Origin of the sequence: Arthrobacter sp. MYb23 (assembly GCF_002979775.1) — a bacterium.
In the GTDB taxonomy this organism is placed as follows: domain Bacteria; phylum Actinomycetota; class Actinomycetes; order Actinomycetales; family Micrococcaceae; genus Arthrobacter.
Genome location: NZ_PCPR01000003.1, coordinates 182,554 through 207,740 on the forward strand (window position 1 = coordinate 182,554; position 25,187 = coordinate 207,740).

General features: G+C 59.8%; 21 protein-coding genes and 1 tRNA gene. 18 read left to right on the top strand and 4 right to left on the bottom strand.

Going from position 1 to position 25,187, the window contains the following annotated elements:
* Positions 1 to 12 precede the first annotated feature (12 nt).
* The 4 genes from lgt (at position 13) to pyk (ending at position 9,035) form a co-directional block, all read left to right on the top strand.
* A complete protein-coding gene (gene lgt, locus CQ020_RS05635; protein WP_105690925.1) occupies positions 13 to 1,167 on the top strand; it encodes a prolipoprotein diacylglyceryl transferase in 1,155 nt (384 codons plus the stop codon).
* A 259-nt stretch (positions 1,168 to 1,426) separates the two neighbouring features.
* Positions 1,427 to 6,040: a glutamate synthase large subunit gene (gene gltB, locus CQ020_RS05640; protein ID WP_105690926.1), complete on the top strand. Its 4,614-nt coding sequence runs from the start codon at positions 1,427 to 1,429 to the stop codon at positions 6,038 to 6,040.
* Complete coding sequence (locus CQ020_RS05645) at positions 6,033 to 7,490, top strand: glutamate synthase subunit beta (RefSeq protein WP_105690927.1); 1,458 nt, start codon at positions 6,033 to 6,035, stop codon at positions 7,488 to 7,490. Before gltB ends, CQ020_RS05645 begins: the two co-directional genes overlap by 8 nt.
* A gap of 54 nt (positions 7,491 to 7,544) precedes the next feature.
* Positions 7,545 to 9,035: a pyruvate kinase gene (pyk, locus tag CQ020_RS05650; protein WP_105690928.1), complete on the top strand. Its 1,491-nt coding sequence runs from the start codon at positions 7,545 to 7,547 to the stop codon at positions 9,033 to 9,035.
* Between the two features lie 133 nt (positions 9,036 to 9,168).
* Here pyk and CQ020_RS05655 read toward each other — a convergent pair whose 3' ends face one another.
* The gene (locus CQ020_RS05655) at positions 9,169 to 9,774 is read right to left on the bottom strand and encodes an ANTAR domain-containing response regulator (RefSeq protein WP_011774540.1); all 606 of its coding nucleotides are present in this window, start codon (positions 9,772 to 9,774) and stop codon (positions 9,169 to 9,171) included.
* Between the two features lie 198 nt (positions 9,775 to 9,972).
* Between CQ020_RS05655 and CQ020_RS05660 the strand changes: the two genes are divergently transcribed.
* Both CQ020_RS05660 and CQ020_RS05665 read left to right on the top strand, forming a co-directional pair.
* Positions 9,973 to 10,054 (top strand) — tRNA-Leu (locus CQ020_RS05660).
* 134 nt (positions 10,055 to 10,188) lie between these two features.
* Positions 10,189 to 11,271 (top strand): site-specific integrase, encoded by a 1,083-nt coding sequence (locus CQ020_RS05665; RefSeq protein WP_258141722.1) that lies wholly within the window; start codon positions 10,189 to 10,191, stop codon positions 11,269 to 11,271.
* 22 nt (positions 11,272 to 11,293) lie between these two features.
* On the opposite strand, the gene CQ020_RS05670 is transcribed toward CQ020_RS05665, so the two are convergent.
* Entirely contained in the window at positions 11,294 to 11,560 is a 267-nt protein-coding gene (locus CQ020_RS05670; RefSeq protein ID WP_105690930.1) for a hypothetical protein, read from the bottom strand.
* Positions 11,561 to 12,398: 838 nt separating this feature from the next.
* Here CQ020_RS05670 and CQ020_RS05675 point away from each other — a divergent pair.
* The 9 genes from CQ020_RS05675 (at position 12,399) to CQ020_RS05715 (ending at position 21,016) form a co-directional block, all read left to right on the top strand.
* Positions 12,399 to 13,286: a hypothetical protein gene (locus tag CQ020_RS05675; protein WP_146116624.1), complete on the top strand. Its 888-nt coding sequence runs from the start codon at positions 12,399 to 12,401 to the stop codon at positions 13,284 to 13,286.
* 329 nt (positions 13,287 to 13,615) lie between these two features.
* Entirely contained in the window at positions 13,616 to 14,251 is a 636-nt protein-coding gene (locus CQ020_RS05680; RefSeq protein ID WP_146116625.1) for a hypothetical protein, read from the top strand.
* Positions 14,252 to 14,297: 46 nt separating this feature from the next.
* Positions 14,298 to 15,305, top strand: coding sequence for an ImmA/IrrE family metallo-endopeptidase (locus CQ020_RS24715; RefSeq protein ID WP_105691070.1), 1,008 nt, complete (start codon positions 14,298 to 14,300; stop codon positions 15,303 to 15,305).
* 104 nt (positions 15,306 to 15,409) lie between these two features.
* On the top strand, positions 15,410 to 16,429 hold the full coding sequence (locus CQ020_RS05690) for a hypothetical protein (RefSeq protein WP_105690933.1): 1,020 nt from the start codon (positions 15,410 to 15,412) through the stop codon (positions 16,427 to 16,429).
* 468 nt (positions 16,430 to 16,897) lie between these two features.
* Positions 16,898 to 17,413 carry a hypothetical protein gene (locus CQ020_RS05695; protein ID WP_105690934.1) on the top strand — a complete coding sequence of 172 codons (516 nt, stop codon included), beginning with the start codon at positions 16,898 to 16,900 and terminating at the stop codon, positions 17,411 to 17,413.
* Between the two features lie 364 nt (positions 17,414 to 17,777).
* Complete coding sequence (locus tag CQ020_RS05700; protein WP_105690935.1) at positions 17,778 to 18,353, top strand: hypothetical protein; 576 nt, start codon at positions 17,778 to 17,780, stop codon at positions 18,351 to 18,353.
* Positions 18,350 to 19,366, top strand: coding sequence for a hypothetical protein (locus tag CQ020_RS05705; RefSeq protein ID WP_105690936.1), 1,017 nt, complete (start codon positions 18,350 to 18,352; stop codon positions 19,364 to 19,366). Before CQ020_RS05700 ends, CQ020_RS05705 begins: the two co-directional genes overlap by 4 nt.
* Positions 19,363 to 19,821, top strand: coding sequence for a hypothetical protein (locus tag CQ020_RS05710; protein ID WP_105690937.1), 459 nt, complete (start codon positions 19,363 to 19,365; stop codon positions 19,819 to 19,821). Before CQ020_RS05705 ends, CQ020_RS05710 begins: the two co-directional genes overlap by 4 nt.
* 286 nt (positions 19,822 to 20,107) lie before the next feature.
* The gene (locus CQ020_RS05715) at positions 20,108 to 21,016 is read left to right on the top strand and encodes a S9 family peptidase (RefSeq protein WP_181151767.1); all 909 of its coding nucleotides are present in this window, start codon (positions 20,108 to 20,110) and stop codon (positions 21,014 to 21,016) included.
* On the opposite strand, the gene CQ020_RS24720 is transcribed toward CQ020_RS05715, so the two are convergent.
* Positions 20,985 to 21,269 carry a helix-turn-helix domain-containing protein gene (locus tag CQ020_RS24720; RefSeq protein WP_105690939.1) on the bottom strand — a complete coding sequence of 95 codons (285 nt, stop codon included), beginning with the start codon at positions 21,267 to 21,269 and terminating at the stop codon, positions 20,985 to 20,987. The genes CQ020_RS05715 and CQ020_RS24720 overlap by 32 nt on opposite strands.
* 131 nt (positions 21,270 to 21,400) lie before the next feature.
* Between CQ020_RS24720 and CQ020_RS05725 the strand changes: the two genes are divergently transcribed.
* Positions 21,401 to 21,958, top strand: coding sequence for a hypothetical protein (locus tag CQ020_RS05725; protein ID WP_181151769.1), 558 nt, complete (start codon positions 21,401 to 21,403; stop codon positions 21,956 to 21,958).
* Here the strand turns inward: CQ020_RS05725 and CQ020_RS05730 are convergent.
* Positions 21,912 to 22,235 (bottom strand): helix-turn-helix transcriptional regulator, encoded by a 324-nt coding sequence (locus CQ020_RS05730; RefSeq protein WP_091466822.1) that lies wholly within the window; start codon positions 22,233 to 22,235, stop codon positions 21,912 to 21,914. The two genes, CQ020_RS05725 and CQ020_RS05730, sit on opposite strands and share 47 nt — an antisense overlap.
* A 181-nt stretch (positions 22,236 to 22,416) precedes the next feature.
* Between CQ020_RS05730 and CQ020_RS05735 the strand changes: the two genes are divergently transcribed.
* On the top strand, positions 22,417 to 23,316 hold the full coding sequence (locus CQ020_RS05735) for a sigma factor (RefSeq protein WP_105690940.1): 900 nt from the start codon (positions 22,417 to 22,419) through the stop codon (positions 23,314 to 23,316).
* Positions 23,317 to 24,658: 1,342 nt separating this feature from the next.
* Positions 24,659 to 25,186 (top strand): C40 family peptidase, encoded by a 528-nt coding sequence (locus CQ020_RS23985; RefSeq protein WP_146116627.1) that lies wholly within the window; start codon positions 24,659 to 24,661, stop codon positions 25,184 to 25,186.
* The last annotated feature ends 1 nt before the right edge of the window (position 25,187 follow it).

Sequence of the window (25,187 nt, forward strand, 5' to 3'; positions counted from 1 at the left end):
ACAGCGAAGCGAATGCAGACCGTCCTCCACGCTGCGGCAATGGTCCCCTTGAGTATCCCGAGCCCATCGTGGTCCGGTTTCGACATTCCGCTGCCGTGGGGGACGTTGCGCATCCACGCTTACGCCCTCTGCATCCTGGCGGGCATCATCGTTGGCCTGTGGCTGACCTCGGCACGTTGGAAGCGCCGCGGGGCGCCTGAAGGCAGTCTGTGGGACATCGCCATCTGGGCGATTCCGTTCGGCATCATCGGTGGCCGCCTCTACCACGTGTTCTCTTCCCCGGATGCGTACTTCGGCCCCGGTTTTGACGGCACCGGGGACTTGTCGCTGATTCCGCAGATCCAGCGTGGCGGCTTGGGTATTTGGGGTGCCGTGATCCTCGGCGCCGTGGGTGCGTGGATTGGTTGCCGCCGTGCTGGCCTGAAGCTGACAGCCTTCCTCGACGCAGCTGCCCCCGGGCTCTTGCTGGCCCAGGCCATTGGGCGCCTGGGAAACTGGTTCAACCAGGAACTTTTCGGGGCACCCACCACGTTGCCTTGGGGACTCGAAATCGATCCCGCCAACGCCAATTTCCCCCCGGACATGGCTGCGGGCACGCTCTTCCACCCGACGTTCCTCTACGAGATGCTGTGGAACCTGGTTGGTGTGGCCATCCTCCTGCTGCTGGATAAGAAGTTCGCTTTCCGCTGGGGCCGGCTCTTCTGGCTGTACGCCGTGTACTACACCCTGGGCCGCGTCTGGATTGAGGCGCTGCGCATCGATGACGCCGAGCAGATCAACCTGTTTGGCATCACCACCAGACTCAATGTTTGGACCAGTATTTTCGTCTTCATTGCGGCGCTGGCTATCTTCCTCCTCCTCGGCATGAAGGGTCGCCCAGTCCCTGACACCCCTTATTTGGCGGGGCGTGAGCCGGAAGAAACCAAGGAAAAAGTGCCTGCTTCGGTGACCAGCGTCACCAGTCATGATGTGGACGCATCTGTCTCAGATAGTGGTTCGCGTGGTAATCTCCCTGATAACCAAAGCGATTCGGGCCACGTTGACGAGCCGCGGGAAACAGCAGGGAAACCGGAAAAGGACAGCGTGTCCTCCACGGATTCAACTTCTGCTGAACCTGCCGCAAGGAAGGCCCCCGAATCCACACCGAAGGCAGACGACACCAAGTAGTCGCCTTCGGTAAAGGGGCAACAGAGTCACCGCTCGTAGGGCCCAGTCCACAGCGTCGTGGCACCCCGGAAACCGGACCGCAGCATACCGATGTTCACTGGTCAAGCCGGGGCCAGAGGTCTGCGTAACTGTTCGTTGCGCTGGATCGGCTGGCCTACAATTCCAATTACTAGCGCTTTGTTGTGCCCGTCACAGGGCAGGCAAGGTGGGGCCAACGTTGTCCCTTCCATACGCACGATTCCGAGGAAGGACGTCTCCCATGACCCATCTTCATAACCCCGGTTGGTCCGAAAATATCGAACCTCAGGGTGCCATGTCTCCATTCAAGCGCTTTGCCGCGCTCCCGGAGGCTCAGGGTCTTTACAACCCTGACAAGGAGAAGGACGCCTGCGGCCTGGCCATTATTGCCACGCTCCGCGGGGAACCGGGATACGACATCGTGGAAGCGGCCTTGACCGCCCTCCGCAATCTCGAACACCGCGGCGCCGTGGGCGCCGACGAAGGAACCGGCGACGGTGCGGGCCTGCTCATGCAGGTTCCGGACGAGTTCTTCCGGGCCGTCACCGAATTCGAACTCCCTGCTCCGGGCCAGTATGTGGTGGGCACCGCCTTCCTTCCCGCTGAGTCCCGCGAAGCAGAGACGGCCAAGGCCGGCATTGAAGCGCTTGCAGCTGACGAGGGCCTGACGGTTCTTGGCTGGCGTGAGGTTCCCGTGGTCGCAGACCTCGTGGGTGCCATGGCCCGGGCGTGCATGCCGTACTTCTCCCAGCCGTTCTTTGCCTCCGCTACCGGTGAGCAGCTTGAGCACAACGAGCTGGACTCCCGCGCCTGGCGCATCCGCAAGCGCGCCCAGAACAAGTTCGGCGTGTACTTCCCGTCGCTGTCCTCCCGCACCATTGTGTACAAGGGCATGCTGACCACCGCTCAGTTGGAGCCGTTCTACCCGGACCTCTCGGACAAGCGCTTCAAGACGAAGCTCGCAATCGTCCACTCCCGCTTCTCCACCAATACGTTCCCGTCCTGGCCGTTGGCGCAGCCTTTCCGCACCATCGCCCACAACGGTGAGATCAACACGGTCAAGGGCAACCGCAACTGGATGCGTGCCCGTCAGTCGCAGCTGGCCAGCCCGCTGCTGGGCCCAGTCCCCGAAGAGCTGTACCCCATCTGCACCCCTGGTGCCTCGGACTCAGCTTCCTTCGACGAAGTAGCTGAGCTCCTTTGGCTCTCCGGCCGGCCCATCACGCACTCCATCATGATGATGATCCCGGAAGCGTGGGAGAACCACGCCACCATGGATCCCGCACGCCGCGCGTTCTACGAATACCACTCCCTGCTCATGGAGCCGTGGGATGGTCCTGCAGCTGTTTCCTTCACTGACGGCAACCTCGTTGGCGCCACGCTGGACCGCAACGGCCTGCGCCCTGGACGTTACTGGATCACCGAAGACGGCCTCATCATCTTCGCCTCCGAAGTTGGCGTGATCGAGGTTGAGCCTTCCAACGTGGTCAAGAAGGGCCGCGTTGCCCCGGGCAAGATGTTCCTGGTGGACACCGAAGCGGGCCGCATCATTGACGACGCCGAGGTCAAGGCCGAGGTGGCTGCTGCCAATCCCTGGGCTGAATGGCTCAAAGAGAACCTGATCGACATCAACGAGCTCCCCGAGCGCGAGCACGTGGTTCACACGGCAGCATCGGTGAACATCCGTCAGCGCACGTTTGGTTACACCACTGAAGAACTGAAGATCCTGCTGGGGCCGATGTCCCGCACAGGTGCCGAGCCTCTGGGCGCTATGGGATCGGATACTCCGGTGGCTGTGCTCTCCAAGCGCCCGCGTCTCTTGTTCGACTACTTCGTGCAGTCCTTCGCGCAGGTCACCAACCCGCCGCTGGACGCTATCCGCGAAGAGCTGGTCACTTCGCTGACGTGTGCCATCGGTCCCAACGGCAACCTCCTGGATGGCAAGCAGGTCCGCCAGCCGCAGATCTCCCTGCCGTTCCCGGTGATCAACAACGATCAGCTCGCCAAGATCGCCAACATCGAAACGCCCGACGGCGATCGCATCGCCATGAAGGTCCGTGGCCTTTACCGCCCCGAAGGTGGAGAAGCGGCACTGCGTGCACGCCTGACCGAGATCTGCGAGCAGGTCTCCGGTGCGATCAACCGCGGCGTGCAGTACGTTGTGCTGTCAGACCGTGACTCGAACGCGCAGTGGGCTCCCATTCCGTCGCTCCTGCTGGTCAGCGCAGTCCACCACCACCTGCTCCGCAGTGCCAACCGCACCAAGACAGCCCTCGTGGTTGAAGCCGGCGACGTCCGCGAGACGCACCACGTCGCAGTGCTCATCGGTTACGGTGCATCTGCCGTCAACCCGTACCTGGCCATGGAATCGGTGGAACAGCTGATCTCCAACGGCGACGTCACAGGCGTTACCGCTGAAGACGGCGTGTACAACCTCATCAAGGGCCTCGGCAAGGGTGTCCTGAAGATCATGTCCAAGATGGGCATTTCCACTGTGGCTTCCTACACAGGCGCCCAGACCTTCGAGGCCCTTGGCTTGTCCCAGGAGCTCGTGGACGAATTCTTCTCCGGCACGCACTCCCAGTTGGGCGGCGTAGGCCTGGATGTCATCGCGGCCGAGGTTTCGGCACGCCACCAGATGGCGTACCCGGAAGGCGGCATCGAGCATCCGCACCAGCCGTTGCTCGGTGGCGGCGAGTACCAATGGCGCCGCGATGGCGAACCGCACCTCTTCAACCCGGAGACGGTGTTCCGCCTGCAGCACGCCACGCGTGAACGCCGCTACGACATCTTCAAGTCCTACACCAAGGGCATTGACGATCAGTCCGAGAACCTGATGACCCTCCGCGGGCTCCTCAAGTTCAAGGACGGCGTCCGTCCGGCCGTTCCGCTTGAAGAAGTGGAACCCGTCTCCAGCATCGTCAAGCGTTTCTCCACGGGTGCCATGAGCTATGGCTCCATCTCCAAGGAAGCCCACGAGACCCTCGCAATCGCCATGAACCGGCTGGGCGCCAAGTCCAACACAGGTGAAGGTGGCGAGGACGTTGACCGCCTGCTGGATCCGGAGCGCCGCTCTGCCATCAAGCAGATCGCATCCGGCCGCTTCGGTGTCACCAGCTTGTACCTGACCAACGCCGACGACATCCAGATCAAGATGGCCCAAGGTGCCAAGCCCGGCGAGGGTGGCCAGCTGATGGCGCAGAAGGTCTACCCCTGGGTAGCCCGGACACGGCACTCGACCCCCGGCGTCGGACTTATTTCGCCGCCTCCGCACCACGACATCTACTCGATCGAAGACCTTGCGCAGCTCATCTATGATGCCAAGCGCGCCAACCCTTCGGCCCGTGTTCATGTGAAGCTGGTTTCGGAAGTCGGGATCGGCACGGTGGCGTCCGGCGTCACCAAGGCGAAGGCCGACGTCGTGCTTGTTTCAGGTCACGACGGCGGTACCGGCGCCTCGCCGCTGAACTCCCTCAAGCATGCGGGTGTGCCGTGGGAACTTGGCCTCGCCGAGACCCAGCAGACCCTGATGCTCAATGGTCTCCGCGACCGTGTGGTGGTTCAGGTTGATGGCCAGCTCAAGACCGGCCGCGACGTTGTCATTGCTGCCCTCCTGGGTGGCGAGGAATACGGTTTCGCTACTGCTCCGCTGGTGGTTTCGGGCTGCATCATGATGCGCGTCTGCCACCTGGACACCTGTCCGGTGGGTGTTGCAACGCAGAACCCTGAACTCCGCTCACGGTTCAACGGCAAGCCCGAGTTCGTGGTCAACTTCTTCGAGTTCCTGGCAGAAGAAGTCCGCGAAATCCTGGCCGAGCTTGGCTTCCGCACCTTGGAAGAGGCAATCGGTCACGCTGAGGTTCTGGACACCCGCGAAGCGATCAATCACTGGAAGGCCGAAGGGCTGGACCTGGACCCCATCCTGCACGGGCTGGAGTTCGACGACGACGTGCCGCTGCGCAACATGACCGGCCAGAACCACGAGCTGGACAAGCACTTCGACCAGCGCCTGATCACCATGGCACAGGAAGCGCTCAGCGACCGCATGCCGGTCAAGATCACCCTGGACGTCATCAACACGGACCGTTCCGTGGGTACGATGCTCGGCCACGTGGTGACCAAGACCTTTGGCATCGATGTTCTGGCCACAGACACCATCGATGTCACCCTCAATGGCACCGCGGGCCAGTCCCTGGGCGCGTTCCTGCCTGCCGGCATTACGCTGCGCATGTTCGGCGATTCCAACGACTACGTTGGCAAGGGTCTCTCCGGCGGACGCATCATCGTCCGCCCGGACCGCACCAACGTGTTCCAGGCTGAGCGCAACGTCATAGCCGGCAACGTCATTGGGTACGGCGCCACCAGCGGTGAAATGTTCCTGCGTGGGCAGGTGGGCGAACGCTTCCTGGTCCGTAACTCCGGTGCGACCGCCGTCGTCGAAGGTATTGGCGATCACGGTTGCGAGTACATGACAGGTGGCCAGACGCTGATCATCGGCCGCACCGGCCGCAACTTCGGTGCCGGCATGTCCGGTGGAACCGCTTACGTGCTGGACCTGCAGCCTGAGCGCGTCAACAAGATGGCCCTTGATACCGGTGAACTCCAGCTCCTGGAGCTCGACGCCGAGGACCGCGACATTGTTCACGGCCTGCTCACCAAGCACGTCGAGGAAACCGAATCCGTCCTGGCCGGCCGTCTGCTCGAGAACTTCGACGACACCGCCGCCCGCATCACCAAAGTACTGCCGCGCGATTACGCCGCAGTCCTGCAAACCCGTCTCGACGCCATCGAAGAGGGCCTTGACCCCGATGGCGAAGAAGTATGGTCTCGAATCCTGGAGGTAACCGGTGGCTGATCCACGCGGATTTTTGAAAGTCCGGCAGCGCGAGACGCAGCCACGCCGTCCCGTTCCCGTCCGCATCATGGACTGGAAAGAAGTTTACGAAGCCCAGGAAAAGGGCGTCCTGAAGAGCCAGGCCGGTCGCTGCATGGATTGCGGCGTTCCGTTCTGTCACCAGGGCTGCCCGCTGGGTAACCTGATTCCCGAGTGGAACGACCTCGTGTGGCGGGACAAGGGTGAAGAAGCGATTGAGCGCCTTCACGCTACAAACAACTTCCCGGAGTTCACAGGGCGCCTGTGCCCTGCACCCTGCGAGGCGTCCTGCGTGCTGGGCATCAACCAGCCTGCCGTGACCATCAAGCAGGTTGAAGTTTCGATCATCGACCAAGCCTTTGACAACGACTGGGTCCAGCCTCTGCCTCCGACGCGCCTCACCGGCAAGACGGTAGCTGTAGTGGGTTCCGGTCCCGCAGGCCTGGCCGTGGCACAGCAGTTGACCCGTGTGGGCCACACCGTTGCCGTGTACGAGCGCGACGACAAGATTGGCGGACTGCTCCGCTACGGCATCCCCGACTTCAAGATGGAGAAGGAACAGGTTGACCGCCGCCTCGAGCAGATGAAGGCCGAAGGCACCCGCTTCCGGACCGGCGTCGCTGTTGGTACGGATGTCACCTGGGAGCAGCTGCGTCGCCGTTACGACGCCGTTGTTGTCGCCACCGGAGCCACCGTACCGCGCGACCTGCCCATCCCGGGCCGTGATCTTGAGGGCGTCCATTTCGCCATGGATTACCTGGTGCCTTCAAACCGTATGGTGGCGGGGGAGAACCCCGAAAACCACATTGATGCCCGCGGTAAGCACGTGGTTATCCTCGGTGGTGGCGATACCGGTGCTGACTGCATCGGCACCGCACACCGCCACCAGGCCGCGTCAGTGACCACGCTCGCGATCGGCCAGCAGCCGCCCGCCGAACGTGCCACCCACCAGCCGTGGCCGACGTTCCCCACCTTGTTCGAGGTCGCCAGCGCCCACGAAGAAGGCGGCGAGCGTACCTACCTTGCATCAACGGTTGAGTTCGTTGGAGAAAACGGCAAACTCACCGGCGTCAAAGTTGCTGAAACCGAGTTCGTGGACGGCAAACGCCTGCCCAAGGCCGGTACAGAACGAATCATTCCAGCTGACCTTGTGTTCTTGAGCCTTGGCTTTACCGGTGCTGAGCCGGCGGGTATCACGGAGCAGGTCAGTGCAGAATTCGACGGTCGGGGCAACGTTGCCCGCGACGGCTACTACATGACAAACACTGAGGGAGTGTTTGTTGCCGGTGATGCCGGGCGTGGCCAGTCACTGATTGTGTGGGCCATTGCGGAAGGCCGTGCTTGCGCGGCTGCAGTGGACAGGTTCCTGATGGGAAGCACCATCCTCCCGGCACCGGTCGCCCCCACCGACCGGGCGATAGCGGTCTTATAGCGCCGGCAGGAACACTTCTTTTACTCAATCAGCATGACTACTTAGGGTAGGTATATGAGACGCGCGAAAATTGTGGCAACTTTCGGCCCGGCTATCTCCAGCTTCGAGAACACCCTCGCGGTGCTGGAGGCCGGCGTCGACGTTGCTCGCATGAACATGAGCCACGGCGACTACTCCGTGCATGACATCACCTACGAAAATGTCCGCAAGGCTGCCGCCCAGCTCGGCAAGCCTGTGGCCATCATGGCCGACCTCCAGGGACCCAAGATCCGTCTTGGCCGTTTTGTTGACGGACCCCACGAGTTGGCCGTCGGTGACACCTTCACCATCACCACCGAAGATGTCCCCGGCACCAAGGACATCTGCTCCACCACACTCAAGAGCCTTACCGAAGACGTCAACGTGGGCGACGCCCTGCTCATTGATGACGGCAAGGTGGCACTGCGTGCCGTAGAAGTAGACGACGTCAAGGTGGTCACTGTCGTGACCGTCGGCGGCAAGGTCTCCAACAACAAGGGCATCAACCTGCCCGGTGTTGCCGTCAACGTCCCCGCCTTGAGCGAAAAGGATGAGGACGACCTCCGTTGGGCCCTCAAGCGTGGCGCTGACCTCATCGCCCTCTCGTTCGTGCGTGATGCTTCAGACATCAAGCGCGTCCACGAGATCATGGATGAAGAAGGCCGCCGCGTACCGGTGATCGCCAAGATCGAGAAGCCACAGGCCGTGGAGCAGCTCCACGAAATCATCGACGCCTTCGATGCCATCATGGTTGCCCGTGGCGACCTCGGTGTGGAACTGCCGCTTGAAGAGGTCCCGATCGTCCAGAAGCGCGCCATTGAACTGGCACGCCGCTGGGCCAAGCCCGTCATCGTGGCCACCCAGGTCCTCGAATCCATGATCGACAACCCGCGTCCGACACGCGCCGAGGCTTCCGACTGCGCCAACGCAGTCCTCGACGGCGCCGACGCAGTCATGCTGTCCGGCGAAACCTCTGTGGGCCAGTACCCCATTGAGACCGTCAAGGTCATGGCCAGGATCATCGAGTCCACCGAAGTGCACGGTCTTGAGCGCGTACCCCCGCTGGGCACCAAGCCCAAGACCCGTGGTGGCGCCATCACCCGTGCCGCCGTCGAAATCGCCGACCAGCTGGACGCGAAGTACATCTGTACTTTCACCCAGTCCGGCGACTCGGCACGACGCCTCTCGCGTCTGCGTCCCGTCAAGCCCGTCTTCGCCTTCACTCCGGTGGAGCACGTCTGGAACCAGCTGGCACTCACCTGGGGCATTCAGCCGGTACTGGTCCCCACCGTGGGCCACACCGACGAAATGACCGCGCAGGTTGACCGCAGCCTTCTGGACATGAAGCTTGTGGAGGAAGGCGACCTGGTGGTCATCGCAGCCGGTTCGCCTCCAGGACAGGCCGGTTCCACCAACTCGCTGAAGGTCCACAAGGTAGGCGACCTCGCCGACACGTCCACCGTGGACTCGTCGCGCAAGGAGCCTGTTGGCCCGTGGCCTGAAAAGAAGTCCAAGACCAAGGCATAGTCTTCCGGTCTTAAACGGAACGGGTCCCGCCGGTTGGTGGGGCCCGTTTTGCTTTGTTCAGTTTTTGAGTGAGTACGACGGCGGCCGCCCACCTCGCGTGAGGTGAGCGGCCGCCGTCGTTTGTTGCTTGGTGTCAGTTGACCTGGTTGATGATGGTTTCGGCAACCTCACGCATGCTGAGGCGACGGTCCATGGAGGTCTTCTGGATCCAGCGGAAAGCCTCAGGCTCCGTCAGGCCCATCTTGGTGGTCAGGAGGCTCTTGGCGCGCTCTACAAGCTTGCGCGTAGCGAACTGCTCCTGAAGATCGGAAACCTCGTTCTCAAGAGCCTTGATTTCCTCGTGGCGGGACAACGCGATCTCAATGGCCGGGATCAGGTCCGCGGGGGAGAACGGCTTGACGACGTAAGCCATGGCACCGGCGTCGCGTGCGCGCTCCACCAATTCCTTCTGGCTGAAAGCGGTCAGCAGGACAACAGGTGCAATGCGTGCTTTGACGATCTTCTCAGCCGCCGAGATGCCGTCCATGACGGGCATCTTCACATCCATGAGGACAAGGTCAGGCTTGAGCTCTTCAGCCAGCTGCACAGCTTTCTCGCCGTTGTCTGCCTCGCCGACGACGTCGTACCCCTCGCCCTTCAAAATCTCGATAATGTCCAGGCGGATGAGGGTCTCATCCTCGGCTACGACAACGCGTCGGGCCGGCTGGGCTGTGGACGTGGACTCCGTCTGTTCGGTCACGGGATCTCCTTGAAAAGGTTCGGCGGGTTCATGTCCATCTTAGTGTGGACTCTTTGATGGCTGGTTTTTGTTGCATCAGCGTGCCCGGTTCTTTGAATCAGCCTATCTGCATGTAGAGTAGTTTCGCGTGCTGGGAAAGGATCGCGTTGCTCACAGAAATGAGAGCAGTCAGCGAGAATTAACTTCCCGGTAATCCGCGCCCGAGTGGCGGAATTGGCAGACGCGCTGCACTCAAAATGCAGTATCGAAAGGTGTGTGGGTTCGAGTCCCACCTCGGGCACCGTGTTGTCGCAGGTCAGGGGCCTATATGGCCCCTGACTGTTGACAAAACCCCCAAATCTGTTGACACGGAACTAGCATTTTTATGTGGCTAGTATCCGGAAACGCGTCAAAAAGGACGGCTCTTCGTCCTTCATGGTGGTCTGGCGCGACCCCAAGATCCGGAAGCAGCAGGGCATCACTGTCGACTCCGCGCATGAGGCTGAAACGCTCAAGCGGTTACTCGATGCGAACGGCCAATCATTCGAGATTGCCCAGCAGGCGCTTCTGGACAATAGGGCGAAGATACCCACGGTTGGCGAAGTCATTCAGGAGCACATCGACCTCCTGATCCGGCCGTCGAGCGGGACCGTCAAGACATATCAGACAATGCTTGATCTTCATGTGAAGAAGGTCATCGGGCACGTCCCTGTCGACAAGCTGGATTACCGGATGATTGCCTATTGGGTGAAGTCGATGATGGCCAAGGGCCGCTCACCGAAGACGATCAAGAACGTGCACGGCCTGATTTCCGCGTCGATGAACACTGCCGAGATGCTCGGCTACATCACGCGCAATCCATGCCGCGGCGTGCAGCTGCCGAGCGTCGAGAAGGCTGAGGATGAAATGATGTTCCTCACCCATGCTGAGTTTGGGTTGATCATGGACGGCATGGGGGAGCGGTACAAGGACTTCACTAACTTCCTGGTCATGACCGGGACCCGCTTTGGGGAAGCCACGGCGCTGACCGTCGCGGACATTGATCTGCTGGGCAAACCGGCGACCGCTCGGATCAATAAGGCGTGGAAACGGGACGGGCAGAACCAGTTCTACATAGGGCCGACGAAGACCGGCGCAGGCAAGAGGACTATTGGGCTGAACCCTGGACTGGTGGACCTCTTGATTCCCTTGGTAGCTGGCCGCCTTGGTGGTGACTTGCTTTTCACAACACCCAAAGGTGAGCGGATTGTTCACAAGCTGTACTGGCACCACTACTGGATGCCGGCGGTCAAAGCTGCCCAGGAACGCGGCCTGAGGAAGAATCCACGAATTCACGATCTACGGCACACGCATGCCTCGTGGTTGATTCAGGACGGCGTCCCTATCTTCACGATCTCGCGTCGGCTGGGGCACGCTTCGACGAGGACTACAGAGGGCGTTTATGGCCACCTGATGCCGGAAGCGCTGCAGGCTGGTGCGGATGCGACCGAGCGCTCGGTGTCGGCGTTTATGCGGTGAGCGGCTTGGCTTCTCGTGGTGCCTACGATGCCATGCGGTTGCGGGCTCTAGTCCCAATGATCCGAGTGTTGGTGCTGCTTCGCTCACGGACATCGGGTGCCTGGTGGCACCCGGGCAATATCTCGCTAATCCTGGCGATCTCCGCGATGTGCTCGGACGTAAAGACGATCTTCCCCTTGCCCCAGCAGGCGTGTGGGAAGCGCCCCGCAGCAGCGCCGTCACGAAGCCACCCTTCGCTACAGCGCATCAGCGCCGCAGCTTCAGCAGGTTCGAAAAATTCCAAGTCCATGGTCTGTCCGATCGTGGTCGTTCGGGCTTTCTATTTCATGCAATGGCATGTCCTTGGGGACATGACAGATGCTCTTTTCGCGATCGCCAGATTTCGAGCAAACTTGCTGCTTTCACGACGGGGCGGCTGATTAATCCAGCATCCACAAAACCTCTGAAACCGCATCTTCCCCAACGGCCGGCCTCGGCTACGGGCCGATGAGACTCTACTCGGTGGAGACATCCTCACTCAGCCTCAGCGGAACGCGGAGGACGATGCACATCTCAGTCTGGGGCAAGGCGCGGATGTATCCACCGCGTTTGCGTGTGGAAACTAGAGTCTGGCACCAGCGCGTTTCGAGACATTCTGATCGCTCATGTGACACCCGTTGGCGACCTAGGTAAAGGCACCATCCCAATTCAGCTCGTACGCGCCGTGGAGGTTGCACCGAGCGCATGGATCTTCCCGGCCACCCACCCTCCAGCCTAGAACGGTCCGTCCGACTGGAGATACGCCAGCAGGGTAATCTGCACTTCTACTGGCCTGGGGCGGATCGCCAGAGGCGCGGGATAACGCGGCGTCTACCGAGCGATGCGGAACAATAGAGTGGAAGATGACCCGAGACTTTATTCGCGCGTCGGGGGGCGAACGGTGCAGTGTGATCTGGGGCAGGCTTCGGGCTTGGAATCCCGTCACCCTGAGGGCTGGAAGGAGGAAAATAGTGTCGCTAGCGGCTACGTCACCGATTCTTCGGGAACTGCAGTCCCGCGGGGGATTCGGCCCTGAGGCACTCAAGCTCCTTCTTCGCCTGGCCGGTGAAGAACTTCAGCGATTTCCTGCGCTGCGAGCGGACCGCGCGATGTCCGAGGAGGACTATGCTTTGGAGTTCTTCGCTGACCGCGGCAATGCCCTCACAGCTAAACTGGTCGCCACCGCCGCATCGGATGAATCAGTGGGGAAGATCGTTAGGCAGTGGCTGAGGAACTGGCTGATCAATGCTAATGACCAGACCGCTATGGGTGCCCTCCGTGACCGGGTGGAAAAGCGTCTCCAGCGGGACAAGCGTTTTGAAAAGTGCTCCCCAGCCCATTTCTGGAAGCTCACGCACGGCCCTTCCGAAGCTGCGGGTGTTGACGTAAATGAACTCAAGCGGGTCGCCAATAAGGTCTACGTTACGTTCTTTGTTGCGACGAACAGTACTGTGAAACGAGTTCAGCTTGGAAGGGCCGGCGAACTTGAGCTCCTTCTTGAGGAACTCTTCCTCGCCGCAGGCGGCGGCTTACATGTCAGCGTGATTGTGCAGGTACTGGCGCATCGTTTTCCGCACATTCTCGACCCTCAACGTGTGGAGCCGCCTGACTCAGACGAGGTTCAATATGATGATGAGGCCTTTTCGGTTCCCTCCGACATGCTTCTGCCCGAGGAGCAGATTGAGCAACGCCAAACCATGATGGATCATTCGCGGCTGGCAGCCGAGATCTACGGATCGCTCTCGTCGGTCGATCGGCGATTGCTGCTAGTGCTGGACGATCCCCCTGCCGCCGCGGCAATTCTCGGGTGTGGCCGCAGCTCCGCTTATGTGCGGCTTCGGGAACTGAGGGTCAAGCTCCTTGAAAGGGCAGGGAATGAGCCGGAAGCACGTTTAGTGCTTGCTGAAGTTCTGGACTTGAGCGGCATACATGAAGGCACCAGCGTGGACGACGAGGGGCTTGTCCTGTCTGACTCAGATGGAGGTCAAAGTACATGAACGTGGATAGAAACACATGGGACCGATTGCTCGCACTGGCGGGGGAAGCAACAGCACCCGAGAGTCTCAGGCGAGTGCGTGGAAATGCGCCAGACATCGATTCGGATGATTTTGAGGTTAGATCCGGTCAGATTTGGTCGGCTGAGTGGGCCGGGGAAGTTACATGCGTTCTCATTCTCCCGTCTGAGTTCCCTTCCCGGTGGGTATCGGTGGTACCTGTCTTGTTCGAACCGGAAGCCCGTGAAGAATCGGGAATCTTCCTTGGCACTGCGGAAACTTCTCTTGGTGTCCCATTGACCGTCTGGCCAGATATGGTGATGGAGCTCCCCTTGAAGACACTTGATCGTCCGTTGGGATCGGCGGTGAATGACGTCCTGGAATCAATACTGAGTTGTGGGCAGGGCCATCAGACCGGACTTGCTCCTATGGACACCGGACAAGATCCGAACGATTTCATCTCTCCGACGGCAAGGGATTGGTTACGGGCCGAAGTCCAAGATTCGCTGGAGACCCTAAAAAGTGCCGTGCAGGCGACACATGAAAAATCCACTGAACAAGCAAAAGGCCCAGTCGGCGAGACGCCCTTGAGCTTCAAAGTTGTCATGCAGGCCCTTGGCATTTCCCAGCAGCAGGCAATGGCCATAGTTCGAGGTAAACACCCGATCGGGCCCGACGAAGCAAAGCTGATCGCAGATCACACGGGCAACAGCATTGAACAGGTACAGTCCATAGCCTCGCCCCTTCCTGAGGATTTGATGGTGGAGCTCGATCAGCCTCGATGGCGGGCACTGATCCGTGACGAAGTGAGGAAGCAACACCTAGATGACGACGCCGCACGGCTATCCCTTGGATATGAAGCTTTCGGCTTGGCTGCCCGTCAAAAAGGAAATGGCCCGGACGTCTGGCGACATCGGTTCCGCACGATAGCCCGTGGCAGACAGCAACTTGGCAGGGAAGGCGACTGATTTAGTGTCCCGAATATTCGAGAAGACCGAGACCCACGTTCAGAACATGCTGCACGTGCTGGAGTCGCGTCGCCCCGGTTCTGTCGAGGTCCTTGCTCACGATGCATTCGCAGAGATCGATTCCTGGGACGAGGTACAGATTAGAAGGGTATCCGAAGCTGCCAGGGTACCGGACGAAGCTATCTTGGGCTGTTCACTCGCTGGTGGTTATCTCTGGAAGTCCGCACCGCCGACACTGGTTGTGGCTGAGTCCGTTTCCGTCCGCAGGCAACACTTCACCTTGCTGCATGAACTTGGTCACCATTTGCAGCAGACCGACCCCGACCTTGGCGAGGCAGTTTTTTCGGCTGAGGATACGGAAGCTTTCGAAGACGCAGCCTGCGATGCGTTTGCTGCTCGGGTCCTCATACCCGAGGACCTGGTCACCGAGTCGATTGATTCGGAAGGTCTTACCGTCCGGAGTGCCTTGGCCTTGCATCGCCAGACCAAGGCCTCCCGTGCAGCCATTTGTGTGCGGTTGGCTGCCGAACTTTCGGCCCCGGGCGTATTTATGGTGCTTGCCCCGGATGGAACGGTTAACTTCGCTGCTTCCCGCGGCGGTATTTTTCCCCCAGCCCGAGGATCGGACCAGTCTCGGAACCCTCTCATAACTGCAGCGCTCGAGGCCCCGGGGTCGGATCAGGTCATCGCCCGAGACAATACGACGATATGGTACTCAACCGGGCATTCCTCGAATCGGCTATATGGGCAGGCTGCGTGGTGCGATGGGTTACTTCTAGCACTAGCGGTCGAACACGGTGCCGCATGGAAGAAATTTTCCCCGCCCCAGGCCAACACCAGCCACCGTGCCACCGATGCCTGGGACCGATGCGAGGAATGCAATCTCGGATTTCGGGCCAAGGTCATCTGCCAAAAATGCGGGGAGGCGCGCTGTCCGAACGGCCATTGTCAATGTAGGTTCGCCAAGGACAGGTTGTGCCAGGAATGTTTCTTGCTCAAGGCCAGATCTCAGTTTGAGAGCGAGAACTCAGTCTGTAGGGATTGTGCCGAATAATCTACTGACGAGAAGTTTGGACAGTTTCCCTGTTGTCCTGTCAGCCCCCAATGAAGGCGGTGAAGAGACCGCTTTGAAAGGGAACTACTGACAGGAGCTTTCCCGTGGGAATTACAGCAGATGTCCTCAATGACGTCAGAACACAGATCGATGCCGACCCGGAAGCGCTAGGTGAAGCACGGAACCGCCTAAGGCTCGTCCGCGATGCGGCGGCGGGTCTTTACGGCAGCCTACGCACCTACGCAAGCGGCTCGTTGGCTGCCCACACTATGATCAATCCCGTCTCTGATGGAGACGGTGGTGTTGTTCTCGACCGCCGTTTCTATCCGGCTCTTGGCCCGGAAGGCGGCAACGAACCGCCGTTCGAGATCGTCGAAGACTTGTGTGAACTAATTGGTCCCCGTATTCGCGTACAGTATCCAAACGCACGCATCTACACCTCCAAACGGGGTCCAAAGGTCACGTTCGGGGCGCCGGTATGCGATCAGAATCCTACTGTCGACCTGGTTGTTGCCTTAACCCGTAAAGAAGGCAGCGGGCTCTGGATTCCTAACCTGAAAAAGAACACTTGGGAGCCTTCTGACCCTGAGGGACATGTCGCCCTGCTCAACTCCATTGATCCGTCGCCACGGTCCATTCGCAGGAAAGTCATCCGTCTGGCCAAGGCCTGGAATATGCAATTTGTGTTCCCGGGCGTTTCTTCATTCCAGTTGAGTGTATGGGCGCACCAATTCGTCAATCCGGGCATGGGAGTGGCCGTCGGCCTCCACTCCCTTTTCAGTGGCGCAGCGAGCATGCTGGAATCCCACCAGGCCACGCCGGATCCTCTCGGTGTCTCTGCCAACCTCAAACTTCTCCGTCCCGTCGACGACGTTCGGCGGCGCCTGCGGAAAGCCGCTGATGGGCTTGCAGCGGCGCTCGAAAACGACACGAGTGCAACCGAGGTGCGTGCAGCCCTGAACCGGGTCTTTTGGAACTACGTCGACGCGGAAGAGTCGCGGGGGTTGGCGGCGGCCGCCCAGTCACTCGCTCGGCGCCAACCAGTTGCGGCAGCAACACTCGGCCTTATCGGCAGCACTGCCGTCATTCCTGCCACCCGCTCCTATGGGGAACAACCACGATGACCGCCAAGCAGCCTTGGCGTCAGCCGCCGTGGTTTGCAGCACCGGCTAAAAGGATTAGTTTTCTCCGTGCGATTAGCCGAATCGACCCCACAGCGCGTAGCATCCGGCCGCAATACCCCTACCGAGGCGGGTTTGGCCTTCAGCTGTCGATCCAACCGCCAGATCTACCCTTGACGCGTGTAGAAATCTTCTTTTCTCCCGCATCACCCGGCGTGCCCAGGGTATTCGCCGATGGCCCGCAAGAATCCCCTCACCGATATGCGGATCAAAGTTTGTGTATGTGGTATCCCTACGATCCGCCAGGTGCGCGATGGTGGCCAACGGACGGCGCGGAAATTCTCCTCGGCCACATCGCCGCCCATCTCGTCAAAGAGGAATGGTGTCGACGCACCGGGGAATGGCCTGGTGATGGAATCACGCACGCCCCGTTCTAGGCAGGAACTAACAGAAAGTATCAAACCGGCTCCCATGTTTAGCATTAGCCCTTCCCTCCTTCTCACCAGTGCAGTCATCGCCGCTCTCCTGACGGCAACGATCAACATCGTCCTCGCCCGTCGCAGGAGCCGGGAAGAAGAAAGAGCGCGTGTGCGCACAGTCTTCGCGGAAGCCTTTGCCGCGTATGCGCAGTACAAGGAGTACCCCTACGTCATCCGTCGGCGGAATGCCGATAAGCCGGCCGAGGAACGGGTGCGGATTTCCGAACAGATCCGCGCAACCCAGGAGAAGCTCAGCTACTACCTTGCCTGGACGGCAGCGGAATCATCTGTGGTGGGGAGTAAGTACGCCGACCTGGTACACCAGATGCGCGCTGTGGCGGGTACAGCTATGAAGGACGCTTGGCGAGTAGCCCCGATCACCGAAGATTCGAGCATGGTGATCCCAACCTCCGAAGTAAACCTCTCTGGGCTAAAGGGTGCCGAAGAAGCCTATAGGGCCGCGGTCGCGGTGCACCTTGCTAAACTTAGTCCTTGGTGGGCACATTAGATGAACAGCGCTCGGCGTTTTGAAGCCCGCAGCCACTTCGGGATGGCAAGGCGCAGCGGCTGTGGGCTACAGGAGTCAATGGCGTGGTCCGTCAGTGACGATCGCAATGAAAGGCCAACCTTAGGCTCAGCACTCGCCGACGTCCTACAAGCACTTCCCGCCAAATGGTTCCTGCCCGCCGAAGCTCCACGGCCTCGCAGAGTTCTCATGGCTCTTAGCGTCTCCGTAGCCGTATCTGAGTCAGTTGGAACACACGATGTGTGTCCCGGAGGGTGTACTCGTTCCAGCCACCGATGATTCGTCTTCCCTCGCCAGATAGCAGGCTCCATCTTCGCTCTGGACATGTCCAGAGCGAAGGCGTTCAATGGAATTGAGGGCTCGTGAGACGCATAAGGCCATTGTGCTGGGTCACCACGAGCCGAGGTTGAACGCATCACTGGGGATGCTCATGGACGACTACACATATTCCTCAGGCCAGTCGCCGGCAGAACGCGCCGCTAACGCCTTTGACTCTTTGGCGCTCCCGAACCATCTGAACCTGGAACGACTCGTCGAAGTGGTCGAAGGTGTCAGGCGTCGGCCCATACAGATCGAAGCTGCCGGAGTACTGAATGGTGGATCGGTCTGTGGTTTGTGGCTGTCCACGGACGACGTCGACATAATCTTGCACGCCGTCAGTCCATCTGGGCTGCACCGGCAACAGTTTGTCCTGCACGAACTCGGGCACATGGTCTTGAGGCACGACGAGCTAGTCGTGCCAGCCGACTACATGAAAGTTCTGTTCCCGAACCTTTCCGTGGGTCTCGTCTCACGCGTCCTTGCCAGGAGCAGCTTCGCTGATGACTTGGAAGCCGCTGCGGAATCGCTCGCGGATCTCTTCGCAGCAGCAATCAGGAACAGCGCTATGGAACCAAGATCGTTCGAGGCGGTTTTCGAATGATCCAGGTTGCGGCCGCAATTTTGATTTGGCTGCTCGTCATTTGTCTACTCCCTGGAATCCGGGTTCGCCGCGATCAGAGCGTGCTGACGGCCGCGATCACGATTTCAGTCGCGCTGACGCTGAATATCGATCAGGTCTATGTAGGCGTCGATTCCTTATTGGGCGGTCGAAACTTCGTTGACCTCGCCGCGAATGTATCCATGGTCGTTGGAATCTACTTCCTCTCGAGAGCAATCATTCGGGCGGCAACGCCCGACGGAACGGCCGAGAAACGAGACGGTGGCGGCATGATTCTCTTGGCCGGGGTGATCGTTGGCCTTGCAGCCAGTTTCAGTGCCATCGTCACTCAGGGTAGTTCCACTCGTTTCATGGCGGATTACGGGGATCAGTGGCCTGCCGCCTTCTATTCATCCGTCCAGTTCCTGTACATCGGCTTCGTGGTAAGTGTTACCGGCATTACATGTTTCCGGTTCCGCGGCGACATGTTTAGGCCGTACTTCCGCGCATCGTTCACTCTCATCGGAGTTGGCTGTGTCTTTGCCGTTTTCCTGGTAATCCTGGTTCTGGTGATGGACGTTCTGCACCTGCAGGGCCGCTTGAATGCTATGCGTTCTGTCTCGACTATTTATGATGCGGCATTCGTTGCTGCCATGGTTTTCTTGTGCGTAGGTCTGGCCATCCCGCCTGTGGCGCGTCGAGTTCTCCGCCGTCAGCAATCCGCGACCGAAGTGGAGCTCGTTAGCGACCTCACGAGAATCTGGGAAAAGACGACCAAGAAACGGCAAGACGTTCGGCTCGTGCGAGGCACTGAGATGATCACGCAACTGGACCGGGCCCAAAGACTCCATAGGATGCTTGTTGAAGTACAGGACGCACTCTTAATTGAGCCCGGATTAGGCAGCTCCTTGGACATTCACGACCTCAAGGTCTTGAACGCTGTTGAGAACTATCTGGCGGGACCTTTCATGCGTCAAGGTTCCGTTCGCAGGCGGAAGGGGGAACGCGCGATATGACGGATGATGACGGTTCGTCCGAAACCCCTCAGATCAGATTGGCAAGAAAGCTCAACCTCCTTCTTGACCTCTATGAGGCTGAGGGATCGGAAGCATTGACTTACCCCGAGATCAACAGGCACATGACCAAGCGTGGAACGCCACTTTCCCGCTCCCGGTGGGCCTACATGCGAAGCGGAGATAGCTCCCTGGCAACCGATCCCGTGCTGCTTCGTAACCTGGCAGAGTTCTTTGGAGTGGACCGTCACTACCTCTTGGATGATGCCGGCGAGATACCAAAGCTTGTAGAGGCTCAGCTGGAACTTCTTCGTGCCCTGCGTGAGTCACGTGTGCGGAACTTCGCCGCTCGTCAGTTGCAGGGTATCTCTCCGGAAACCCTGGTGAAGCTCCGCCAAGTGATCGACGAACGCCTGAGAGCCCAGGAGGCGGACGATGCCGACAGCAACCAGTCGTAGGACTTTAGGAGTTGGAGTTATTGCTTCCGCTGTAGCTTTGCTTGCAGGCGTCGCCGGTGCAGCGTACTTCGCTCGTCAAGTTGTAGTGCCTAAAGACAGCCGTCGTGAGTATCTGGATGTTCTGGCCGTGCACACCAATGGAGACGGATCGCTGGAAATCGAACTTCCCGCTTCGGAACAAACGAGAGCGGCGGGACGATACAGCTTTTGGTTTCAGCAGGGGACAGGCCACGCATGCCTCGGTCCGGTCGTTGAGTCCCACCCCGAGCGAAGGGCTGTAATCCGCGTGGTTGAACGAGTGGACTCTGGGGACATCCAACAAGCCGCGGCAGGTATCTGGAGTGGGTACGTTTACTCGAAACCGGAGCAACTTGGTCTGCCTTACCAAGACGTAGAGATTCCAGTCGCCAATGGTGTCGCCCCGGCCTGGAGATTTGACCCGTCCGCCGCTGCCACAGTTCCTGGAACGTGGGCTGTCCATATACACGGTATGGGCGGTAAGCGGGCAGGCACTCTTCGCGGAATACCGGTCGCGAGACGTCTCGGACTGACGTCGCTGGTAGTCTCGTTCCGCAACGACGGCGACGCCCCGCCGTCGTACGATGGCCGCTACAACCTCGGTCAAGGCGAGTGGCACGACGTCGAGGCCGGCATCAACTATGCCATCTCAAATGGCGCCGAACGTATCGTCCTTTTTGGGTGGTCGGTCGGGGCTGCCATCGCCCTTCAAGCGGCGGCCCTGTCGCAGGGTTCGTCACGAATAGCCGGGATGGTTCTCGACGCGCCAGTCTTCGACTGGCGAACAACCCTGGCAGCGAATGCCAAGGCGGCGGGACTTCCTAGGCCACTTGTGCACCTGGGCTTCACCATTCTTGGATCCAAAACCCTCCGGTGGGTGACTGGTCTTGCTGAACCCATATGTCTCGATTCCCTGGATTGGCTGGCGCGAGCAACTGAATTGAACAAACCGATTCTCGTACTCCATGGAGAGAAGGACGACACAACGCCCTTCGAAGCATCCAGCAAAGCTGCCAGTCTGAGGCCGGACCTAGTCAGATTGGTGGAGTTTGGATCTGAGGGCCACTCTCTGGAGTGGAATGTCGACCCAGAAAAGTGGGAGCGATCGGTCGAGGAGTGGTTCTACGGTCTCCCGCTGACTGGCTCTAGTCCTGAACAAGCGGGAGCGCAGTCGTAGGAGGCATTTGCACTGAGTACTGGGCCGCTAGGTCAATGAGCTGACACTCGACGAGTGAAGCGTGAGCGGAGTAACGCTCGTCGGCCAAAGCCTGGATGAAACCAGCCGACTCTAGGACGAGGAGATGGCGCCGAACCGTCGCGCGGGAAGCCCGTAGTCCTGACGCCAAGACGCCAGGGGTCGATGGCCCACTTCTGATAAGGAAGCGAAGGATCTGGCTCCGTGTTCGGTTCATCAAGATGGATGTCGACATTCAAACCACGGCTCAGGTTTGTGGGGGATAGTTGCTGTAGACGGGTCTACAGCAACAGGATACGCCTTATGTAGATCGCGGAAAAGATTCAATGCAGCTGATTGTCTAGCCTCGGCGCTCGCGGAATACTGGTGGCAACGCAGCAGTATCTCAAATCGAACGAGGCAGTCGAAAGGTGGAGCATGTCGGCAAAAGACGCTAGCCGCAACGACGACTTGTCACCGCAGGCGACCCTTGCCCGCCGACTTAACCTGCTGCTCGATGTCGTTGTAGCCGAGAGGGGTTCGCCGGTCACTTTTAGAGAGATTGAGGCCGGCCTCCGAGCTCGGGGAATCAAGATCTCCCGAGCGAGATGGTTTTACATGAAGGATGGAACAGGGCGACTGGTTAGTGATCCGCACCTGCTTGGCGCTATCTGCGAGATGTTCGACGTCGACCCGTCCTATTTGCTGAACGGCGTCGAAGGTGACGTTCCCGAACGTATCGACTCACAGCTGGAGTTTGTGAAGTCTCTGAGGGCAGCCCGGGTGAAGTCATTCGCCGCTAGGACGCTAGGGGACGTGTCGCCGGAAACGCTGCGCGCGATCTCCGAGTATCTGAACAAAGACATCGACTTGCACCCTAACGGCGAGCGTGCCGCAGCTACTCCTCCAAGACATACCGGAGATGGGCGTCCAGCAACTCCTTGATGCGGGCAGGATTCGCTGAGTAGCGAGGGGAACGGCCGTGGCGCCGTCCTGCTTCCACATCGACCTCAATCGCGCCGACCTGTTCCAACGCGATGAGGTGTTTGGCGACGCTGGGCTCGCCGGCGCTGACCGCCGCGACGATGTCCCCTCTGGACGCAGGACCATTTGCCGTCAGGAACCTCAGAATTTCATTGCGGGAGCGGTTGCCGAAGGTTGCCACGGCGTCTTCAACGTCAGGCGACCAGGCGTCGTCGTGAGGCTGCGTGATCCGTGGCATGGCTCCATTCTTGCTGAACCACATGCAAAAAGTAAGAACTAGGGTCTTGACGATACTTTAATTATCTTTGACAATAATTTTTAGAAGCTTGTGTTGTGGTCGTTCGTTACCAGCCACGTTGAGTCGCCACATCTGGTGGCGCTGGAGATATAAGAATCCGTTAGTCGAAGCGGTGAGAGCCATGAGCCTGGAACACCTGACGGGCAACGCTGAAACAGAGAACTCAACCCCGTCCCCGGTGGATATTTCGCTGCTGAGTCCGGTGGCGCCGACGCTGACTGTACCCGTTGACCAAATGATGGGAGCAGTCGAAGGCGTGCGCCGCTACGTCATCTCGCACTTGGCTCGAATCGGCCGCTCGTGCGATGTGGATGATGTCATGCAAGACATCAGGATGGCTGCCTGGGACGGGGTGGCACGCGGTAACTACCGGCAGATCCCTGGAGTTCCATTTGAGGCGTGGGTGCAAGGAGTAGCGGGAAATGTCTGTGCTGCGCACGTCCGTAAGGAACTCGGCCACAAGACCTTGCCCCTGCTTGTAGATCCGGGTGAGGGGGAGAGCTCGGAATTTCTGCAGAAGCTAACGGTGCTAGTCGTGTCCCGTGACTACCGCGATGCCGACGAGATCATCGATCAAGAATGGGCGCATATGGTTCTTGGGCTGACTCGGGCCGCTGTGGCAGCTCCGGTATGGCACCTCGCAGTGGGAAGCCTCACCGAGCCGCGACGTCACGCCCCTCCATCGCCGCAAGACCGTCGCCGCTGGAATGCAGTCACCGCGGTTCGGCAGACTGCAAAGACAATAAGCCAAGCGTTGGATGTAGATCCTGAAGCTGTACACGACATGCCCGGTCTGTGCCGGCACGCCGTTGGTTGTCTGCCAAGTCCGCTTCTGCGGGGAGTGGCCGAAGCAATCGTTTTGCCCGAACATCACGGCGTCCAACGGCAGGTTGCCATCACCGCGGTTGCCGAGGAGTTCGAAGTCACTGATCGATACGTGGCGGTTCAAATCGGCACGGCTCGTCGGCTGTATCAAACGGCATGGAGAGTCATTCGCAGTTCCATGACTTCGGCTGTCTGAGTCGTGTTGCACATTGGCGAGGTGAGTCATGAATAGGCTTGGAGGCAAACATGATGGGATCATTTTGGCGCGGGCGAACAACTCGACGGTGGGTGTTCGGCCTAGCACTGGCGGCCATTCTAGGCGCCCTCATCCTCGTTCTGGTCGCGCCGAGGGAGTCTCCTTCTACGAATGGGACGAGTGCCCCGTCGGCTGATTCTTCGACGCCGCGGACTCTGCCGAGCGTTTCCCCGACGCCTACGCCGAAGCCAACGAAGTCAGCTCCACTCTCTAAAGTGCCGGCGTCTGTTCCGCCTGTCACGGCCGATTTTCGGGCGCTTGCTTCCGCAGCCGCCGTGGCTATCTATAGCTGGGACACACGAAGTTCGTCCTATTCGGATGTGTACGCTCGAATTCGGGGTTGGTGGTTTGTCCTCCCTGACGGATCAAATCCGTTGGCCGTCCTCGTTCAGGAGTTTGAGGCAACGGGCGTAAACGCGGGGACCTTCGCTTCGCTTGCGGGCCAAGGTGCCTACAGGGCAGCAACGTTTGAATCCATGGCATGCGACAACGAACTCGTAAAAGTTCGCGAACGCCCCGCTCCGTGGGTGGGGCTTCATGTCTGCACGGTTCGACTCAAGGTCGTTGACCAAACAGTCAGTAGCAGCAACTCATACACAGCGCCGGTCAGCGTGATGGCCAATTGCCCGCCGGCAGCTACCGCCCCGCCTGATCGATGCCAAATGGTCGGCTTTTATGCGTCGACTAGCCGGATCGTCTACTGATGCCGCATCCGGCATTGGCGAAGGCCGTAGTCAGGCGCCGAGCCCTAGTACGGGCTGCAACCGCCGTCGTTCTCGTCATCGTGCTTTCTTTGGGTGTTATCCTCAGTGCCGTCGCTTTAGCCTTCTCGGGCGAGAAGCCGGAATCCCCTGTCGGGTGTGTGTCCCGCAGCGTTGCGGTCACACAGGGCGCCCTCGAGAACAGCGGATCGCTGCCGGACGGACAAGCCGTTGGACTCTCCGCAGGGCAGATTGCTGTGGCACAGGGGTACATTTCCGTTGGGAAGCAACTTGGCGTTCCTCGGGAGGCGATGGTAATCGCCGTAATGATGTCTCTCCAGGAGTCGACCCTCCGGATGCTCGCCAACGCGAATGTCCCTGCGTCATTTCAGTTTCCACATGACGGGGTTGGGAGTGACCACGACTCAGTAGGTTCGGCACAGCAGCGTCCAGCGGCGGGATGGGGATCTGTTGCAGAGCTGATGGATCTTTCTTACAACGCACGGGCATTCTATGGAGGGCCGTCTGGACCGAATCAGGGTAGTCCTCGAGGTCTGCTGGATGTGCCAGGCTGGTCTGCCATGAGCAAAGGGCAGGCGGCCCAAGCAGTCCAAGTCTCGGCGTTTCCCGAGCTCTATGCTCGATGGGAACCACAGGCCACAGCCATCGTGGACCTGCTCCAAGGTGTCACCACCGTCCCGACGTGCCGCGCGGGGGAGAGCGAACGGTTAGATCCGGTCTTGGCGAAAGGTTTGTCGCAAATCCGACAAGACATTTTGCACTACACGCAGATGGGTGTGGGTGGTGCCTACGTCTGGGGTGGGACGGCTTTCAAGGCCTGGGACTGCTCGGGATTCGTGCAGTGGATCTATCGGCAGGTTGGGATCGACCTGCCGCGTGTGGAGCAGTGGCGGGTCGGGCGAATGACCGACAGCCCACAGATTGGAGACCTTGTCGTGCAGAACCCGCAAGGTCCATACAACTGGGGGCATGTGGGGATCTACGCTGGGGACGGAATGATGTATAGCGCGCTCAACCCGTCCGCTGGGACGCTGCTGCATCCAATTGAATGGAACCCTGGCGCCGCCTACTTCAACTTGCTTGAATAGT

What these genes read in the sequence shown, in the direction of transcription:
- lgt (WP_105690925.1), top strand. Translation starts at nt 13, where the DNA reads ATGCAGACCGTCCTCCACGCTGCGGCAATGGTCCCCTTGAGTATCCCG.
- CQ020_RS05675 (WP_146116624.1), top strand. Translation starts at nt 12,399, where the DNA reads ATGTCCGAGGAGGACTATGCTTTGGAGTTCTTCGCTGACCGCGGCAAT.
- CQ020_RS05695 (WP_105690934.1), top strand. Translation starts at nt 16,898, where the DNA reads ATGTTTAGCATTAGCCCTTCCCTCCTTCTCACCAGTGCAGTCATCGCC.
- CQ020_RS24715 (WP_105691070.1), top strand. Translation starts at nt 14,298, where the DNA reads ATGCTGCACGTGCTGGAGTCGCGTCGCCCCGGTTCTGTCGAGGTCCTT.
- gltB (WP_105690926.1), top strand. Translation starts at nt 1,427, where the DNA reads ATGACCCATCTTCATAACCCCGGTTGGTCCGAAAATATCGAACCTCAG.
- CQ020_RS05730 (WP_091466822.1), bottom strand. Translation starts at nt 22,235, where the DNA reads ATGCCACGGATCACGCAGCCTCACGACGACGCCTGGTCGCCTGACGTT.
- CQ020_RS05700 (WP_105690935.1), top strand. Translation starts at nt 17,778, where the DNA reads ATGGAATTGAGGGCTCGTGAGACGCATAAGGCCATTGTGCTGGGTCAC.
- pyk (WP_105690928.1), top strand. Translation starts at nt 7,545, where the DNA reads ATGAGACGCGCGAAAATTGTGGCAACTTTCGGCCCGGCTATCTCCAGC.
- CQ020_RS05670 (WP_105690930.1), bottom strand. Translation starts at nt 11,560, where the DNA reads ATGGACTTGGAATTTTTCGAACCTGCTGAAGCTGCGGCGCTGATGCGC.
- CQ020_RS23985 (WP_146116627.1), top strand. Translation starts at nt 24,659, where the DNA reads ATGAGCAAAGGGCAGGCGGCCCAAGCAGTCCAAGTCTCGGCGTTTCCC.
- CQ020_RS05710 (WP_105690937.1), top strand. Translation starts at nt 19,363, where the DNA reads ATGACGGATGATGACGGTTCGTCCGAAACCCCTCAGATCAGATTGGCA.
- CQ020_RS24720 (WP_105690939.1), bottom strand. Translation starts at nt 21,269, where the DNA reads ATGTCGACATCCATCTTGATGAACCGAACACGGAGCCAGATCCTTCGC.
- CQ020_RS05705 (WP_105690936.1), top strand. Translation starts at nt 18,350, where the DNA reads ATGATCCAGGTTGCGGCCGCAATTTTGATTTGGCTGCTCGTCATTTGT.
- CQ020_RS05665 (WP_258141722.1), top strand. Translation starts at nt 10,189, where the DNA reads ATGGTGGTCTGGCGCGACCCCAAGATCCGGAAGCAGCAGGGCATCACT.
- CQ020_RS05735 (WP_105690940.1), top strand. Translation starts at nt 22,417, where the DNA reads ATGAGCCTGGAACACCTGACGGGCAACGCTGAAACAGAGAACTCAACC.